At 68.6% G+C, this 17,392-nt stretch carries 17 protein-coding genes and 1 pseudogene; 15 read left to right on the top strand and 3 right to left on the bottom strand.

Features of this window, described 5'->3' with window-relative positions:
* Window positions 1–30: 30 nt before the first annotated feature.
* Window positions 31–708, bottom strand: coding sequence for a GAP family protein (locus CG719_RS22100; protein ID WP_100570411.1), 678 nt, complete (start codon window positions 706–708; stop codon window positions 31–33).
* 340 nt (window positions 709–1,048) lie between these two features.
* On the opposite strand from CG719_RS22100, the gene CG719_RS22095 reads away from it, so the two are divergent.
* The 3 genes from CG719_RS22095 (at window position 1,049) to CG719_RS22085 (ending at window position 6,456) form a co-directional block, all read left to right on the top strand.
* Window positions 1,049–2,056 (top strand): zinc-binding dehydrogenase, encoded by a 1,008-nt coding sequence (locus CG719_RS22095; RefSeq protein WP_100570410.1) that lies wholly within the window; start codon window positions 1,049–1,051, stop codon window positions 2,054–2,056.
* A gap of 149 nt (window positions 2,057–2,205) precedes the next feature.
* Window positions 2,206–3,318 (top strand): MSCRAMM family adhesin SdrC, encoded by a 1,113-nt coding sequence (locus CG719_RS36620; protein WP_234375701.1) that lies wholly within the window; start codon window positions 2,206–2,208, stop codon window positions 3,316–3,318.
* A 1,395-nt stretch (window positions 3,319–4,713) separates the two neighbouring features.
* The gene (locus tag CG719_RS22085; RefSeq protein WP_100570409.1) at window positions 4,714–6,456 is read left to right on the top strand and encodes an ATP-dependent nuclease; all 1,743 of its coding nucleotides are present in this window, start codon (window positions 4,714–4,716) and stop codon (window positions 6,454–6,456) included.
* Between the two features lie 57 nt (window positions 6,457–6,513).
* On the opposite strand, the gene CG719_RS22080 is transcribed toward CG719_RS22085, so the two are convergent.
* The gene (locus CG719_RS22080; RefSeq protein ID WP_100570408.1) at window positions 6,514–7,278 is read right to left on the bottom strand and encodes a glycosyltransferase family 2 protein; all 765 of its coding nucleotides are present in this window, start codon (window positions 7,276–7,278) and stop codon (window positions 6,514–6,516) included.
* 3 nt (window positions 7,279–7,281) lie between these two features.
* Complete coding sequence (locus tag CG719_RS22075; protein ID WP_100570407.1) at window positions 7,282–8,070, bottom strand: GntR family transcriptional regulator; 789 nt, start codon at window positions 8,068–8,070, stop codon at window positions 7,282–7,284.
* A gap of 213 nt (window positions 8,071–8,283) precedes the next feature.
* Between CG719_RS22075 and CG719_RS35475 the strand changes: the two genes are divergently transcribed.
* The 12 genes and pseudogenes from CG719_RS35475 to CG719_RS22020 all read left to right on the top strand — a co-directional run bounded on the left by CG719_RS35475 (window position 8,284) and on the right by CG719_RS22020 (window position 17,392).
* Entirely contained in the window at window positions 8,284–8,424 is a 141-nt protein-coding gene (locus CG719_RS35475; protein WP_159024935.1) for a hypothetical protein, read from the top strand.
* A gap of 94 nt (window positions 8,425–8,518) precedes the next feature.
* Window positions 8,519–8,788 (top strand): DUF6284 family protein, encoded by a 270-nt coding sequence (locus tag CG719_RS22070; protein ID WP_100570406.1) that lies wholly within the window; start codon window positions 8,519–8,521, stop codon window positions 8,786–8,788.
* Window positions 8,785–9,234: a Pycsar system effector family protein gene (locus tag CG719_RS22065; protein WP_100570405.1), complete on the top strand. Its 450-nt coding sequence runs from the start codon at window positions 8,785–8,787 to the stop codon at window positions 9,232–9,234. Before CG719_RS22070 ends, CG719_RS22065 begins: the two co-directional genes overlap by 4 nt.
* Window positions 9,231–9,515 (top strand): DUF6303 family protein, encoded by a 285-nt coding sequence (locus CG719_RS22060; protein WP_100570404.1) that lies wholly within the window; start codon window positions 9,231–9,233, stop codon window positions 9,513–9,515. The genes CG719_RS22065 and CG719_RS22060 overlap by 4 nt, the downstream gene beginning before the upstream one ends.
* A pseudogene (locus CG719_RS37415) lies at window positions 9,512–10,169 on the top strand (hypothetical protein); the annotation flags it as partial. The gene CG719_RS22060 and the pseudogene CG719_RS37415, both read left to right, overlap by 4 nt.
* Window positions 10,170–10,659: 490 nt before the next feature.
* Window positions 10,660–11,007, top strand: coding sequence for an RRQRL motif-containing zinc-binding protein (locus CG719_RS22050; protein ID WP_100570402.1), 348 nt, complete (start codon window positions 10,660–10,662; stop codon window positions 11,005–11,007).
* Window position 11,008: 1 nt separating this feature from the next.
* Complete coding sequence (locus CG719_RS22045; protein ID WP_100570401.1) at window positions 11,009–11,326, top strand: hypothetical protein; 318 nt, start codon at window positions 11,009–11,011, stop codon at window positions 11,324–11,326.
* Window positions 11,327–11,421: 95 nt separating this feature from the next.
* The gene (locus CG719_RS22040) at window positions 11,422–13,536 is read left to right on the top strand and encodes a cell division protein FtsK (RefSeq protein WP_100570400.1); all 2,115 of its coding nucleotides are present in this window, start codon (window positions 11,422–11,424) and stop codon (window positions 13,534–13,536) included.
* 203 nt (window positions 13,537–13,739) lie between these two features.
* Window positions 13,740–14,234: a hypothetical protein gene (locus tag CG719_RS22035; RefSeq protein ID WP_100570399.1), complete on the top strand. Its 495-nt coding sequence runs from the start codon at window positions 13,740–13,742 to the stop codon at window positions 14,232–14,234.
* Between the two features lie 89 nt (window positions 14,235–14,323).
* Window positions 14,324–15,211 carry a bifunctional DNA primase/polymerase gene (locus CG719_RS22030; protein WP_199836729.1) on the top strand — a complete coding sequence of 296 codons (888 nt, stop codon included), beginning with the start codon at window positions 14,324–14,326 and terminating at the stop codon, window positions 15,209–15,211.
* A 2-nt stretch (window positions 15,212–15,213) separates the two neighbouring features.
* Window positions 15,214–16,692 carry an ATP-binding protein gene (locus CG719_RS22025; RefSeq protein WP_100570398.1) on the top strand — a complete coding sequence of 493 codons (1,479 nt, stop codon included), beginning with the start codon at window positions 15,214–15,216 and terminating at the stop codon, window positions 16,690–16,692.
* A gap of 466 nt (window positions 16,693–17,158) precedes the next feature.
* Window positions 17,159–17,392: a helix-turn-helix domain-containing protein gene (locus CG719_RS22020; protein WP_100570397.1), complete on the top strand. Its 234-nt coding sequence runs from the start codon at window positions 17,159–17,161 to the stop codon at window positions 17,390–17,392.

Genomic DNA, 17,392 nt, shown 5'->3' with positions numbered 1-17,392 from the left:
AGGCCCGCGCCAGCGATCGGCAGAGGCCACTCAGGAGGCGAGGACGCTGATCCCGTCTCCGAGCAGCTTGAGTCCGAGGACGGAGAAGAGGACGGCCATGACGGCAGCGTTGTGCTGTGCGGCCCAGTCCCGCCAGCCGGTGAGGATGCTCTTGGCGCGTTCTCCCATGGACAGGTAGACGGCCAGCGGCGCGAGGACGCCGAGCGATGCGATGACGACGAAGATCGCGAGTGCGCCGATCTGCTGCGGTACGGGGATTCCGGCCGAGCTGATCGAGGCACCGGCGGCGATGGTCAGCGGGGCGTTCTTGGCGTTGGCGGCCGAGAGCAGCAGCCCGAGTCCGAGCACCTTGGAGGGGGTGAAACGGTCGATGGCCGCCATCCACTTCGGCAGGTGTGCCTGTGAGGGGTCACGGGGGCGTCCCCGCCACTGCCGGACGGCGAACAGGACGAGCAGCACGCCCAGCGCGAGCTTGAGGGCTCCGACCCAGGTGGCCGGGTGCTTGTGCGTGGACGCGCCGCCGGAACCTCCTACCGCCAGCATGATCGCGCCGAGGGCGGCCAGGCCGAGGATCCAGCCGACAGCGAACAGGGTGCCGTTCGGACGTCCCTGCGGCGTGGCCAGGATGAGGATGATCGCCACGATCGGGAGCGGACTGATCGCGACAGCGGCCGCCAGTCCGAGCACATCGCCGACGGCGTGTCCCATGGCGGCCTCCTCGAAGTGAGATCGGGTCCGTTGCTCATCGTGCGCCGAACGCCGCCCGCAGACGCGGTGTCCGTGCCGTACGGGTGACTGATCGACCGGCGAAGAGCCGGCCGGGCCTCCGCGACGCGCGCCCGTTCGAAGGGCGCTTCATGAGGCCCATGACCCGATCGGCCCAGCCGACTGTGCCGCTGATTGCCCGGCGTGCGAGCGTGACCAGGGGGCTGCGTGAGGGCGGGGGGCTGATGCGGCTTGACGGGGCACTCAGTGGCGGAACCCGCTGCTGCGGGACGTCGCTGATGCCTCGGCCGAGCCCCGCGCGTATCGGCGCATGAGGAGAATCATGAACCGTCGTGTCGTCCACACCCGTGGAGGGTTGCCCGCCGACGTTCTGACCGTCGTCGAGGAGCCGAAGCCGACGGCGCCCGAGCGCGGCCAGGTCCTCATCCGCACCACCGCCTTCACGGTGCACCCCGGTGATCTCCAGGCCATCGAGGCGTACCCGGGCAGTGCTGCCCGACCGGTCCCGGCCGGCGCGGAGGCCACCGGCGTGGTGGAGGCCATCGGCCCGGGCACACGCGTGGCGCCCGGGGTCGAGGTCGGCGGCCGTGTGACGGTCTTCCCCCAGCCGGGGGCGTGGGCGCAGTGGATCGCGGCGGAGGCAGAGGTGGTCGTCGCCGTACCGGATGAGCTGCCGGACGAAGTCGCCGCGCAGATGCTGGCGAACCCGTTGACCGCGGTGATGCTGCGCCGTGAGGCGCAGGAGCACCTGGCCTTCGGATATGACGGTTTCCTGGTGCAGACCGCCGCGGGCTCGTCGGTCGGGCGGCTGGTGACGGGCCTGGCCCAGTTCCACAACCTGGCGCTCGTCAACGTCGTCCGCAGCGATCGCGGTGCCGCTGAGCTGCGCGAGCGGTTCCCGGACACGCCGGTCGTGTCGACAGAGCATCCGAGGTGGGCCGACGAGGTCCGCGAGGCAGCCGGTGGCCATCCGGTGAGTGTGGCTCTCGACCCGATCGGCGGGAAGCTGGCGGAGAGCCTTCTGGACCTGTTGGCGCCGGGCGGCAAGCTGGTCAGTTACGGGCTGATCGCCGAGGAGCCGCTCTCGGTGCACGCGTCGACGCTGCTGAGCAAGTCGCTGACGCTGCGGGGCAAGAACATCGGACGGTGGCTGTCCGAGGTCTCCGCCGAGAGGCGGGCGTCCGACGTCGCCACCGCGAAGCAGATCGCGCTGGGGCTCAAGGACCAGTTCGACGTGGCCGCCACGTACGGCCTCGGCGAGCTGACCAAGGCCGTGGAGCACGCCGTACGACCCGGCAAGGTCGGCCTCGTCCTCGTCCGCCCCTGGTAGCCGCCCCCACCACGGAAACCGAGACGGGCAACGTCGAAGGTACGTGTGATGCACCTCACATTCTGACGTGCAGAATATTGCGCAACTTTTTGAGTTTCCCAGCGATCTCTTGTGCGAACACGTTGGTCACCCCTGTCTCTGAGGTTCGCATGAAGATTCGCCGCTACCTGGCTCTCGCTGCCGCTACGGCCGCCATCACGCCTGCTGTCCTTCTTGCGGCCCCGGCCGCTTTCGCGACGGACGGCAACCCTGACTCCTCCTCCAGCACCCCCGCCTCCACCGACAGCGAATCGGCTGCCTTGAGCGGGTCCGACGCCAAGACGGAAGGCGACGGGTCCGACACCAAGGCCGAGGACGGATCGGACACCAAGGCCGAGGACGGGTCCGACACCAAGACCGAGGACGGATCGGACACCAAGACCGAGGACGGATCGGACACCAAGACCGAGGACGGGTCCGACACCACCGAGGGCGGGTCCGACTCGAAGGGCGAGGGCACTACCGACGAGGAGCCGGCCACCCCCAGCCCCAGCGCCTCGCCGTCCGAGACGCCGGGCCCGCAGGTGTGCAACGACAGCGAGGACTACACGCAGGACAAGAACCTGCACACCAGCCTGTCCGGCCTGCCCTCGCAGATCGTCGCGGGCAGCGGGTTCCACAACTTCAAGCTGAACGTCAACAACTCCGGCCACAACGCCTACAAGCGTGTGGACCTCGGTGTGTTCGCCGCTCAGGTCAACGAGAAGAACTACGAAGTCACCACGAGCTACCTCACGCTCCAGTACAAGGACCCGGCCACCGGCACGTGGCAGAACATCTCCCTGAACGAGAACGACGAGGGCGCCGGCTACCTCGGCTACACCGACGTCCAGGCCAAGGAGTCCTTCTCCATCGACCTGCGGCTGAGCATCGACAGCAAGGCCCCGGCCGGCATGGGCTTCGCCATCTCCATCGGCATGTACGCCGATGACAAGGGCAACTGCGTCTACTCCAGCGACGACGACTTCTACCAGTTCGACGTCCTCGCCGCCGGCTCCAAGTCGGGCAACCCGGGCGACGCCAAGCCGCAGGGCGGCCGGAAGCCGCTGCCGGCCAAGCCCGCCGGCGACAACCAGATCGTCCCGCAGGGCCACCTCGCCGAGACCGGCTCCAACTCGGCGCTGCCGATGATCGCGCTGGCGGGCGGTGCCGCGGTCGCCGTCGGCACCGGCGCCGTGTTCGTCGTGCGCCGCCGCAAGGCCGACATCGGCGCCACAGCCTGACCGCGCACCTGACGCGCCGACTCTGAGCTCACCGAGTCACGAGGGCCGCACCCGCACACGCGGGCGCGGCCCTTCGCCATCTGATCCGTAGGCGGGTGCGGCATCATCACGAACCGACTGCCTGCCGGCCCTGTTGGCTCGTCTGCCGAGGCGTGGGTGTATCTCTGTGCGCGGTTATACGCCTCTGGGACAACGTCGAAGGGCCCCACCTTGCGGTGGGGCCCTTCGACATCGTGCCCGGTGAGGCACTGGCGGAGGATACGAGATTCGAACTCGTGAGGGGTTGCCCCCAACACGCTTTCCAACTGTCCGCATGGCCGTACAAGGGTGTTCAAGCCGGTACGCGCGGCAGCTCAGGACCGGTGGGTGTACGGCGGCGAACGCTGATGCCCTCCAGCGAACTGGACAAGGACCAGGACAACGAGCGGCGCCCTGAGAACGGCGGCGGTGGGCGCGATCGTCAGGCGCCTGGGTCTACCGGAGCCAGCGTTCGCGGTGGTGGCGGACGCACTCCAGGTCGATGGCGTGCTGAGAGTGGGTCCGCAGGGTGCCGGCAGGCTGGCCGCCGCAATCACCGTGAGGTCGTCCCAGGCGGTAGCACCGTATTCCACAGGATGGCGGCGAGATGCTACGGAAGGGAGGGCTCGTGATCAGACAGCCCCTTCCGCCGCTCCATCGTCCGACGCATTACCGGCATCCGCGCCATCCGTGGAGCTCTGAGGCAGACTTCGCCAAAGGCGCTCGCGTTGGATTTCAGCATCAATCTGCTTCCGCTTAGTCGCGCCTCGCTCCTTGACCACCGTGTTCAAGACGGAAGCGGCAGGAACTGCGAGCGCAACTACAACGGCGGCACATTCCGACCAGAAGGACACACAGGGTGCGGCGCTCGGGCCCGGCGCCGCATCCCTCCTACAGGCAGAGCGATGGGGCTGGCGTCAGCACACTGGCCCGGCCCGCGGGCACTGTGGCGGGATACCACTCCGATGGTGGGTCTGCAAATGTTTGGCGGACCATCCGCAGCCAACCGAAGCGGTTCTGTGCTACAGGCAGCGTGGCACAGCCAAGGTCGCGGCGTCCGCAGAACCCCAGAAGTCCGTCACGGCACCGCACTCCAAGTGCAGCGTCGTCAGTGCGGTCCGAGCGACCCCCGAAGACCCCTCGGAGTCGGTGCCACAACGCAGTCCGCCGCAGGTCAGTAAAGTTCCTGCCCTTGAACCAACCAAGTTCCCCGCGCTATCTGGCGCGAGTGGGAGGCGCGTTGCCACTCACAGCCCACGCGAGCGCAGTAGGGTCGCCTGCCCGGATCACCACGTCCAGGATGCTCCCCTCTCCCACTTACTTGCCGACCCCAAAGCGGATACCCTAAACAGGTTGCATCGAAGGGGTGGGGGCACAATGGAACCGCTCGGTTCGGCAGGAAACGCCGATGACTTTTCTATCCATATTCCGGCAGTTGAACTCATAGGCGGGGGAATTGTCACCCTTCCAAGATCTGGCGTGACTGCCATTGTGGGCCCGAACAACGCAGGCAAATCCACACTGCTTCGGGAAATTGCTGCGCACGTCAAGCACGGCCACTTGAACGCGAGACTTAACAGCACTGCACATATCGTCGATCGCATTTTGATAAAGCAGTCCGGCAGTCTCGATGATGCACGCGCCTGGATATCGCAGCACGCTACGACTGTTAATCTGTCGGGCCAGAATCATTTCGTTCGCCCCGGGGCGCAGGTCCCCATCGACGCTGTCAATTGGCGTCTCGTTCCCGATATCTCAGAAGGCGGCCTGCAGGAGGTAAATGATCTCCTTGCATTCTACGGGGACGCATGGGGGCGGATGAACGGTGCAGCACCTGTGGAGATGCGAGACGTCTTCAATGGCCCAGCCCTCTCCCCTTTGCACATCTTGCAAGATCGCAGGGATCTTTTCGATGAACTTAACAGTATGTCACTAGAGGTTTTCGGACAGCCGCTAACGCTGGATCGGCTAAGCAGGAACGTCAACCTTCGAGTAGGGGACACTGGGGTTCCCGTCCCCAAGATCGATGAAATCAGCGAGGAGTATTGGCGGGCGCTGGCGTCTCTTCCACCTTTGACGGTACAAGGGGACGGAATGAAGAGTCTGATTGGGCTCCTCGTCCCACTGGTCACGTCGGCATATCCCATTGTTTTCATCGATGAGCCTGAGGCGTTTCTACATCCCCCGCAGGCCATGGCGTTGGGCAGAATTCTCGGCGAACAGGCAAAATCGAAGCGGACGCAGGTTGTGCTGGCGACGCACGACCGAAATCTTTTGTCGGGACTGCTTCAGTCTGAAACGGACGTCTCAATCATTCGCCTGGAGAGAGGAGGTGACGGCCGAACCCGCGCTCACCAACTAAATGTTGACGACTTGAGGGAAATCTGGGATGACCCCGTCCTTCGATACTCGAATGTGCTAGATGGACTATTCCACAAAGCTGTGGTTCTTGCGGAAGGTGAGCGAGATTGCAAGTTTTACTCTTCGGCTCTCGAAGAATGGGAACCGAAGGGAGGACTGCCTATTCCTTCCGGGGACATCTTGTTCGTTCCTAGCGGTGGGAAGGACGGATTTCCTCGTCTCGCCAAAGTCCTGCGCTCCGTTAGTGTTCCCGTTGTCGCAAGCCCTGACTTGGACATCCTCAATGACAGAGGGAAGCTTCGCGTTCTCGTGCAGGCAATGGGGGGCGACTGGTCTCTTTTGCAGCAAGACTACGATCGAGCCACTGCGGAATTCAGGCAGCCCCGCGAGGCAACCTACGTCTCACACGTCCTATCGGCATTGAATGGCGTATTTTCTTCCCGTCAAGGTGAACGCTTTACCGCGGAGATCCGGAGTGAATTTATGGCCCAATTGCGAAGCAGGGGAAACCCGTGGTCGTCCTTGAAAGATTACGGCGAACTTGCTTTTCACGCAGACCCGGTGGCAGCTCAAAGGCTTCTCGACAATCTCGAATCAATGAGAATCGTCGCCGTGAGGGTGGGCGAGTTGGAGCGTTTTGCCCCGCATCTTGGGGTGGCCAAGGGAGCGGGGTGGCTGCCCGCCGCTATCACGGCCGACTATCACAGAGGTGAGGCTGTCCGTAAGCACGTCGCGTCACTAGTGACGGCCGCAGCATAGGCCAGTGTGGTTGCCTGGGCGATGCACATCCCGTCTCACTAAGAGGTCTGGCGTTCATCAGCGGGTGTCGGTGCTGCCAAATCGCCATCCCGGCAGGGCGGCAAGCGTCCGCGCCCTGGCCTCCACAACGGCCATGCGCGCTTCCCGCTCGCCCTCGTGTGTGTGGGCCGCCTGACTCGTCACCTGCCCTGGCCACTTCCGGTAAAGGAGTCCCGTCTCCGCGTGGAACCAACCGCGGCTGACCGCGTTCAAGGCGAGCAGGAGACCTGTGTCTTCCGACGCAGGCAAAGCCATCCACCCGCCTAGTGCGAGCACCAGGTCACGCCGCATGCAGAGCGTCGCCGGGTGGACTTGTGCCCGGTAAGCGTTCGCCTTCCAGTGGTCCAGCACGGCGCCCATTTCGACCGGGCCAGCAGGCGGGTCCTGGTCAAATCCCACGGTGCTGCCGTCTGGCAGCAGATCGAGCACCCGCGATGTGGTCCACCCGATCTCACCGTTCGCAAGGGCGGCGATGTCACGCGCCAGAGTGCCGGGTGTCAGCATGTCGTCCGCGTCCAGCACCTTGACATATTCGCCACGTGCTCGGGACAGACCCATGGTCCGGGCCATGGCCGCACGGCCGGCGCGGCCCTGCCCGAAGCTCACCCGGTCGTCGTCAGGCACGTACGGCGCTACAGCGTCCGTCTCGCCGTCTTCCTGGATGACCCACTGCCATTCCCACCCGTTCGGCAGTTCCTGTTCCGTGAGCGACTTGTAGGCCGCGGGCAGGAATTCCGCTCCGGGCGCGTGAACAGCAGTGATGACCGTGACGATGTGGACCACAGCTCACCACCTGCCCAGCGGGGTCGTGAACTCCAACTCGGTTCGGTCTCCTGGCAACGTCACGTCGGCTACCTCCACAACCCGCCCTTCGGTATCGACGCATGTCTTCCGAAGGACCATGACGGCTACACCTGCCGTCAGGCCCAACTCTTCGGACTCTTCGAACGTAGGCGGTCGGGCCGTGACCCGCTCGACTACGCGGGCCACCTCGATCCCGATGCTGTGGAGCTGGTTCTGAGTGCCCCCGGGCCACGGTTCGTGGGCCACGTCGAGCAAGGCCGGGTTGGCTGAGGCCATGTCGTAGAGCAGCCGGGACCGCGAGACGTTGAACGGTGCCTCTTCCTCCCGGTACCGGGTTCGGTATACGCGTTCCAGTAGACGCGTTCCAGCTGGCACGCCGAAGGCTTCGGCGAGATCCTCGTCAGCCTCCACCTCGCTGAACTCAGCGCTGAAGACCAGGTCAGAGATGGTCAAGCCCGTGTCGTGTTCGGTTGCACCCGTCTGCTGACGCTCGTCCAGCGACTGCCGAGCCCGATCCTTCTCCCACTGGTGGCGCCCATTGGTTCGGGTCACCAACCTGCGCGGCTTGCGGACCACGTTGCCGCGCCCGTGCAGCTTCTCGATGAGCCCTTCCGCCTGCAACACGCCGAGCGCCTGGCGCACGGTCGGCAGGCTCTTCCGGTACTGGTCCACAAGCTTCGTTTCGGCGGGCAGACGGTCGCCCGACTTGAGTTCACCTGCGCGGATGCGCTGCCGTAGATCGTCTGCAATGCGCTCATACGCCTTGGCCATGTGGTGTTCACCGTCCTGTCTGGTGGGCCCTCTCAGCATAAGTCCTCAAGAGGTGTTGACGACTTACCCGGGCTCCGTCATAGTCAAAGCAACTCCTAAAGAGGAGTTGAGGACAGGAAGTCCTGTGGTTCTTCCTGCCCTTCTTTGTCGTGTCGGTTCGGGATAGCTCGTGCACGTGGGGCCCTGAGCTGGTCGTTCCTTGAGAACTCAACAGTGGACCGAGGACCTACCGCCTGTCCTCAGGACAAGAAGGCGGCACGCGCGGTGCAAGACCCGCGCACCTTCGACCTCTCCGCAGCGCTCACCCGCTGCGGCCGGTTGCCTCCGCTGCTCGTCTCGTACGAGCAGCGCTGAGGGGAGCCGGAACCGACTCCAACGGCAAGCGGCTCCCGGGGGGCATCCCGGGAGCCGCGTTCGGGCCGTTCCTCTCTGGAAGGAACCAGACCCAATGAGTCACATCGTCACTGTTCAGGACGCTGTTACCGCGTTCGCCGACTTCATGGAGCCGACGGCCGCGGAGCTGGACGCGATCGAGCTGGAGATGCCCGTGATCCTCGCGGACGTCGACCTGCTGGACGCGCAGATCCTGACGTTGGACCGCACGCCGTCCGAGCTGGACGTCCGCCGCATCCGCCGGGCCCGCCGCCGGGCGCTCGCCGCCCGCGTGGCCCTGGTCAACCGCACGGCCGGCGCGAGCCTGCCCGGGGGTGCCGCGTGAGCGACACCGGCCGGAACCTGAGTGCCGCGCACGCCGAGGTGAAGGCGGAGATCGCGCGGACCGACAGTAAGACCGGGCTGTTGCTGGCGTTCGTCGGCGCGGTGCTGGCCGGCGCGTGGACGGTCGCCCGCGACCTGCCCCTGACCCTGTCGGCCGCCATCGTCGGCGGGGGCGGCCTGGCGGTGCTGGTCGCCGCGGCCGGGATGCTGCTGCGCTCGGTACGCCCGAACCTGGGCGGCCGGCACGGCTTCCCCCTGTGGGCCACCCTCACCCCCGACGAGATCAACGACGTCGTCAACGACGGGGACCTCGCTGCGGACGTCGCCGGCCTGTCCCGGCTCGCCGTCGCCAAGTTCACCTGCCTGCGCCGCGCGGTCGACCTCACCTACACCGGCGGGGCCCTGCTCATCCTCGCTGCCCTGCTCACCGCGGGGGGTGCGCTGTGAGGACGTTGACGGCGCAGATGTCGAGCGACGGCGGCCGGCCGTGGCGCCTGTACGTCGTGCTGCTCGGCGAGACCGAGTGGCCCACCTTCCAGTGGGAGCGGTCCGCACCGGCGCCCACCATCGCGGAGCGCCGGACGGCGCTGGCCCGCCTCGGCTACGAGATGGCGCCGGGCGCTGAGTGGTCCTGGATCGAGGACAGCAAGGTCTACAGCGACGACAGCACCCCGGTCGTTCTGATCGCGGCCGTGGACGTGCGCGAGCAGGAAGGGGACGCGACGTGAGCGCGAAGACCGTACTGCCCGCCGTCGCGATGACGGCCGTGTCCATGGTGCTCACCCTGGCCGTGGTCGTCATGTGGCTCGGTACGGCGATGCCGTGGCCGGTCGCCCTGGTCGTCGGTCTCGGCATCGACGGCGGATGGCTGGCCACCCTCGCCTACGAACGCCGCCTCGCGGCACAGGGCGACCACTCCCGCTCCGTGACCGCCGTGGGCTGGTCGTTCGGGCTGATCGCGACCGGTGTCCTGATCACTCACGCGCTCACCGCCGACCATGCCGTCGGCGCGTGGCTGGCCGTGGCGTGGCTGCCGATCGCGGCGAAGGCCCTGTGGCTGGTGCACGGGCTGTGGGAACGCACCGCGCTGACCCCGAGCGCGCTGGATGCTATCCGCAGCATTCAGCAGGATGCCCGCGACAAGGCGGCCGTGGCCCGTGCCCAACTGCGGGCGGGTGCCGTGACCGAGGAGACCCGGCTGGCGGCCGTGACGGCGGCCGGCGCCCGCGTCGCCCGCGTCCAGGCCAAGACCGCCGGGCAACTGGCCGGGGCCTGGTCGGAGTTGGAGGGGGCCCGGCAGGGCGAGGGCACCGGCAGGGCTCTGACGAGCGTCGCCACCGGATGGGACCTGCCCGCTTGGGGGGCCGTGCCGGTCGGCGAGACCCCGGCCCCGGCTCTCGCTTCAACCGATTCCACAAATGTGGAGGAATCGACCGAGAGTAGTCGAGAACGGTCTATGGCTGACCAGCCGGAATCGACTCCGGTCACGGTCACGCTGACCCGGCTCCCGGTGCCCGATCCGCTGCCCTGTGATCTGGGCAAGTCGGACACCGCGGTGAAGTCGATTCCGACGGTCGCACCGGCCATCGAGCCGGTACCGATCGAGACGGCTCCCGCCCGATCGATCCCCGCAGAATCGACCCGACCGCGCCGCGCCACGGGCCGTGTCCCGGAATCGGCGAAGTCGACCCGTACCCGCCGCACCCCCGAGCAACTGCTGACCGAGGCACGCAAGGTAACGACCGGATGGTCGACCGGGCAGATCACGGCAGAGGCCATCCGCCGGGAGCTGCACACCTCGCCGGCCAACGCCCGGATGCTGCGGGACACGATCCTCACCGAGCGGTCCGCCACGGCTGAGACGGCCGTGTGATGGGGGCGCTGCCGGTGTTCCGGTGGCGCCTGGCCCCGGACGGATACGCCACCCGCCGCCAACTCCGCGCCCGCGGGCTCCGGCCCGGTGGCCAGGGCGTGGCCGCTCAGCTCGAAAGGCCACGCCGCCGCCGGGGCCCGCTGGTCGCCTACCTCTACCGGGTCGACCTGGCCAAGCCCGTCCGGCCCATGACCCCGGCCAGGCGGGCGGCCCTGGTCAAGGCCAACGCCGCCCGCCGCTTCTGCCCGCAGTGCCGACGCGACGCCGGATACGTCATCCCCGGCTCGCTCGGCACGTGCGTTCCCTGCGCCTTCCCCGACAACTCCGAACCCGCGAGGAGTAGCTGACATGGGCAAGCCCGACACCCGCCGCCTGGACCGCGAGATCCAGAAGACGAACCGCAAGTTGGAGGCGGTCCGCGAGCGGGAGATGTGGCCGCTGGACAGCCGCGAGCGGCGCGCGATCGTCGCGGCCATGGCCGGCGGCTCCTACGGAGTCATGCGCGGCCGAGGCACCGACCGAGCCGAACGCCGCCTTGAGTCCGCGTGGCAGTCGGCCGAGACGCGGCTGATCGCGGAGATCACCGCCTTGCAGACCGAGCGGCAGCGCATCGTCACCGAGGCCGCCGCCGCCAAGTCCGCCAAGAAGTCCTCCGGCTGGTGGTGACCGCCCCGCCGGCCGGGCCCGTCACGGATCCGGCCGGCCCGCCGCTTCCCCTTCAACTTCGCCCCGACACCGGGGCAGTCAGGAGTGTTTCCCTCATGAGCGGCAACGTCGTTCACCTGCACAAGCACACCGACCCCCCCGCCGTCGACACCCGCCCGGCCCTCACTGTCGTCCCCGAGCAGCCGGCCGCCCCGGTCGTGCCGCTGTGGGTCCGCTCGGGCCGCGCCATCCGCACGCTGGTCACGCACGAACACACCCGGACGGCCACCCGCACCGCCGCCCGACACGGCCTCTACGTGTTCGGGGGCGCGCGGATCGTGGCCCGCCGGACCTGGGACGGCCGCACCGCCGCCCGCTACGAACGGATGCTCCGGGCCGCGGAAGCGGCCGGGAACTATGAGGCCGCGGCGGAGTGGGAGGAGCGCGGGCAGCGCTTCCGGGAGGCCCGGCACCGCCGCCGCATGGACCTGCTCCACTCCCCGGCGGACGCTGCGAAGGGGGTGCTGGTCGGCACCGGGATGGGTATCGGTTCCCTGGTCGCCCTCGGCGTCGTCCTGGCCATCGCCAACAAGGACGTCACCGACGTGGTCACGCCGCTGATGGCGGTGGTGGAGTTCATTCAACTGCTGATCACGATCGTGCAGGTGGTGTGGGGGCCGCTCGTCTCGATCGGCCCGTTCCTCGCCCTGCTCGCCCTGTGGGCCGTCGGCAGCCACCAGCAAGCCGCACCCCCGTGGGCGCTCCCCGCGACCGTCCGCGACACGGCGGGGGAGCCCATCACCCCGTCCATCGTGGTCAAGGCCCTGCGCGACCTCGGAGTCCCGGCGCTGCGGAACGCCATCAAGGAGATGGGCGACGCCGGCGCGTCCATGCTCGGTCCGATCCGGATCGCCGGATGCGGCGTGGAAGTCGACGTGACCCTGCCGTCGGGGGTGTCGACGAACGAGGTGCAGAACCGGCGCCGCAAGCTCGCGGAGAACCTGACCCGGCACGAGCACGAGGTGTTCATCACCCTCCCTGAAGCCGCCCGCACCGTGCGGCTGTGGATCGCCGACTCCGGGGCTCTGGACGAGCCGATCGGCCCGTCCCCGCTGGCCACCGACGACACCCTGACCGCCGACTACACCAAGGGCCGCGCCCCCTGGGGACAGGACCTGCGCGGCGACGCTGCCGCGCTGAGCCTGTATCAGCGGCACCTGCTCATCACGGGCCTGTCGAACCAGGGCAAGACCGCCGCCCTTCGGGCGCTCGCCCTGTGGCTCGCCCTCGACCGCACGGTGGAGTTCCGGATCGCCGACCTCAAGGGCGCCGGCGACTGGGCCATGTTCATCGGGCTCGCCACCATCCTGATCCAGGGCCCGACCGATGACCACGTCATCGAGGCCACCGAGATGCTCGAAGGCGGCGTCACAGAGATGGAGCGCCGGTTGCAGGCGCCGGACGGTGCCGACTTCCCGCCGCTGATCCTGCTGGTCGATGAGGCGCAGGTGGCGTTCATGTGCCCGGCCAAGGACGAGCAGAAGCGGCCGTACGGCGGCAGCAAGGCCACGTCCCGCTACTTCACCGCCGCGCGGAAGATCCACAACCAGGGCCGTGCGGTGAACGTGCTGCTGTGGCAGGGCACGCAGGACCCCACCGACCAGAACCTCCCCAAGCTCGTACGCGAGGGCGCCCACACCCGCGCCTCCCTCGCGCTCGGGACCGAGTCGCAGGCGCGGATGGCGCTGGGGGACAAGGCCGTGGACGGCGGGGCCGCGCCGAACCTGCTGCGGCCCGGTCTGGACAAGGGCACGGTCGTCGTCGCCTCCGACGGCATCACTATCCCGGCCGGACAGGCGTCCATCACGGTGCGCACGCACTACATCGACACCGAGACCGCGACCGAGATCGCGGAGCGGGCCAAGGCGCTGCGGGACGGGGTGACCACGCTGCACGTCATCGAGCGGGGCGAGGAGCGTGACCCGCTCGCCGACATCTTCGCCGTCCTCGGGGACGCGCCGCGCGTGCTCACCGCCGACGTCCTCAAGCGACTCTCGGCGCTCAACTCGGACGCCTACGGCCGGTGGACGCCCGGCGACCTCAAGCGCGTCCTGGAGGACGCCGGCGCCGAGCCGTACAAGTCCGACGGCCGCATGGTCGTCGGCCGCGACCGCGTCGCCCGCGCCCTCACCAACCGCAACGCAGACGGTTCCGCTTCCGCCTCCGAGTAGAGGGAGGCGACCCCCGTCCGGTCAGGGAGGCAGGGAGAACTCCCTGAACGCCTCCCTGACCCGCCTCCCTGGCCCTGACCAGTGCAAATGATCGCTCAGGGAGTCAGGGAGGCACGCAGGCCAGACCCCTGAAACACCACTCCACAGCCACCCCACAAGGGGGTGGTTCCGCCTCCCTCACCGAGCACCGGAAGGGATTCCGCATGACCCCCGAGACCACCCCCAGCCCGGCCCGGCCGGACGCCGGGATGACCGACGACCAGGCCGCGGCCGAAGCACGGCGGATCATCGCCGACGCCTACCGGCCCGCACCCGAGGTGCCGACCTCGTACCGCGACACCAGCCCCCTGCCCGCCTACGGCAGCACGCCCCCGGTCCCCCAGCCGGACCACCGGATCGTCCCCGCCTGGGCCGCCGGCACCGCCGTCGCCGGGATCGGCGTCGGTGCCGCGTGCGTCGGCGTCGGATGTGGTGTCTGGCTCGCCTGCCAGGGATTCGCCGCCGTGTCCCTCGCGTCCGTCCTGTTCGTCACCCTGCCCATCGCTGCCGTGGCCGCCATCGTGGCGGCCGTCGGATCGGCCCTGCGCTCCCTCAAGGCCGCCCACACCGAACACCACCACCACTACGCCGGCCCGGTCCGACAGGAGAACACCACCACGCACACCCGCGGACTGATCGCCCGCACCACCAACCACTAGCTACGCCAAGGGCGGCCCCCCACTCACGCCAATGAAGCGGGGCCGCCCTTGCCACCCAGCACGCTCGTAACGAACTGGAGGACTCCAGCATGACGCAACCCGCCGACACCCGGCGAGAGCGCACCCGCCAAGGCGGCATGAACGAGCACCTACTGACTGCCCTGGGCCTCGCCGCGTCCGGCGTGCCGGTCCTGCCCCTGCGCAGGGGCAAGGTCCCGTTCGGCAACTGCCGCACCTGCGCGGGCAACGCGTGCGGCGGCCGGCCGAACATGAAGACCGCCGGGCCCTGCCGCTGCCCCGGCATCTGCCACGCCTGGGCCGCCGCCACCACGGCCCCGGCCGTCATCGTCTCGTCCCCGTGGGTCGCGGCGTGGCGGCAGGCGGTGTGCGTCGGCTACCACCCCGGCGGCGCCGGCCTGACCGTGGTCGACCTGGACAACGCGGACGCCATCGCCTGGGCTCGCGGTGCCCTGCCCGACACGCGGACCGTGCCGACGACGCGCGGACAGCACTGGATCTACCGAGGCATCATGGCGTCCCGCAACGCGGTGCGGCCCGGCGTCGACATCAAGTCGTCCATGGCCTACGCCCGCTACCTCGGGCCCGGCACCGGCGCCATGACCGCCCTGCCGGACGCCGTCCGCGCGCTGACCGTGAAGAAGCCGTCCCCGCCCCCCACCGCGCCGCACCCTGTCACCGTGTCCGTACCGGCCAGGGACGGAACGTGCCCCCACCGCACGCCCCGCTTCCTGGACCGTGGCATCGCCATGGCCGAGCAGCGCATCACCGAGGCCCGCAGCGCCGTCCACGCCACCGTGTACCGGACGTTCCTCGCGGTGCTGTCCACGCACGGCCGGTGCGGCTGCCTCACCGACACTCACATCGGCCGGCTGTTCGCCGCCGCGCAGGCCAAAGGCGAGTCGCCGCGGCACTGCACCGACGCGTGGACCAACGCCCTGACTGCGCTGGGGATGTGACCATGTCCGACGACGAGAAGACCCCGGCCCGCGAGGTCATCACCGACTACGCACAGGCGCACTTTCGGTACTTCCGCACCGCCGACGGGACCGTGTACGCGCAGAAGAACGGCCACCCCGTGGCCCGCCCGATCCGCTCCCAGGGCACGACGGGCAGCCACCGGCAGGAACTCATGGTCGGACTGTTCAGGGACGGCATCGGCGTGTTCAACGGCACCGCGATGAAGGAAGCGCTCGACCTGATCGAAGCGTTGGCGCTGACGGAGGACGTGCAGCCCGTGCACATCCGCGTCGCCCCCGGATTCGACGGGGCGACGTGGCTGGACCTGGGGCGCAGCGACGGGCAGTCCGTGCGCATCCATCCCACCGGATGGGACATTCGCACCCCGGACCCGCAGGAAGTCTGCTGGCGGCGTACCCAGCTCACGGGGGAGCTGCCTTTGCCGGTGAAGGACACCGACGGCAAGGGCATCGATCTGCTGATGCGGTTGTGCAACTTCGCCACTGCGGAGACCGAGTGCCTGGCCATCGCATGGCTCATCGGCTGTCTCGGACCGGCCGTGCCCGTCCCGGCCCCGTTCCTCACCGGCCCGCAGGGTGCGGGCAAGTCCACCGGTGGGCGGATGCTCGTGCGGATCATCGAGGGCATGACCGGGGACCTGCGCCGGGCGCCGAAGGATGAGGAGAACCTGATCACGGCGGTGGCGGCCGGCTGGGTCACCGCCCTGGACAACCTCTCCCACATGACCCCGGAACTGTCCGACGCGATGTGCTGCATCGTGACCGGGGCCGAGAACGTCAAGCGCGCCCTGTTCACCGACGGGGACGTCTTCCGCATCGGCTACCGCCGCCCCCTGCTCCTGACCGGCATCGACGTCGGCGTCATCCGCCCCGACCTCGCCGAACGGCTCCTTCCCCTGCGACTGGAACGCCCCCGGGTGCGGCGCACCGAGGCGGAACTGTGGTCCGACTTCGCAGAGGTGCTGCCCGTCATCCTCGGCTCTCTCCTGGACCTCACCGTGCAGGTGCGGGCAGCGGAGGCGGACATCCCGACCGACCTGCGCATGGCCGACTTCGCGCACCTGTGCGCGCAGCTCGACGCGGCCACCGGTCTGGGGGCGCTCGCCGCCTACCGGGCCAGCCTGGACGACCTCAACGACGACGTCATCGAGGGCGACCTGTTGGCACAGACCGTGCTCAAGCACGCCGCCGGCATCGACCCGGGAACCGAGCAGCGGATGACGTCTGCCGAATGGCTCCACTGCCTCACCGGCCTCTACACGGGCGAGGACTTCCGTCCCCTGCCCAAAGGGTGGCCGACCACCGGCAAGGTGCTCTCAGACCGACTCAAGCGCCTTCAGCCCACCCTCGCCGCCCGGGGCGTCCTCATCGACTGGGGACGCACCAACACGTCCCGCTATATCGAGATCGCGCGGCCGGCCGCCACGTCGCCCCCGTCCGAGCAGGAAGCGGCCTTCTGACCGCCCGGCACCACGACCGCCCCACAAGCAAGAGGAGCACCCGTCCACGCGTGCTCCTCTTGCTCTTCGGCGGCAGCGCCGCCCTGCGATGAACGCGCCGCGAAGCGGCTCCTTCTTCACTCTCTGAGCCGCGCACCACAACAGACACCACCCCCTCTTTGTCCGAAGTGGAGAGCCGCTGCGTCACCTGCGTCACCCACACCCCGAAAACGCCCGGTGACCTGCCGAAACAGCGGTGACGCAGACAGCCGATTCCTGCGTCACCCCGCGTCACCTGCGTCACCCGATGACGAAGGACTGCGTCACCGGTGACACACCCCCACCGCGCTGCGTCACCCCGAAACAGCAGGTCAGAGCGGCGAATGACGCAGATGACGCAGGTGACGCAGAAATCCGCACCTCGGACACACGTGAACTCCGGATACAGACTCCGCCCCCGACGGACAGTCCCAGAGGAGACCGTTCCATGAGCATCGCCACCGTGGACATCGCACCACTCGCTGAGGCTGGGGACCTGGCCCCCGTTCTGTTGACCGTCGAAGAGGCGGCCCGCTGCCTCCGCATCGGCCGCACGACCTGCTATGCCCTCATCCGCACCGGAGAGCTGGAGTCCCTGACCATCGGCGGACTCCGACGCGTCCCCGCCGACGCCCCTGCTGCCTACCTCGCCCGCCGCCGCGCCGAACAGCGCGTCGCCTGA

This window comes from Streptomyces sp. CB01373, assembly GCF_002803075.1.
Lineage (GTDB): Bacteria > Actinomycetota > Actinomycetes > Streptomycetales > Streptomycetaceae > Streptomyces.
This window is presented reverse-complemented; position numbering and strand designations above follow the sequence as displayed.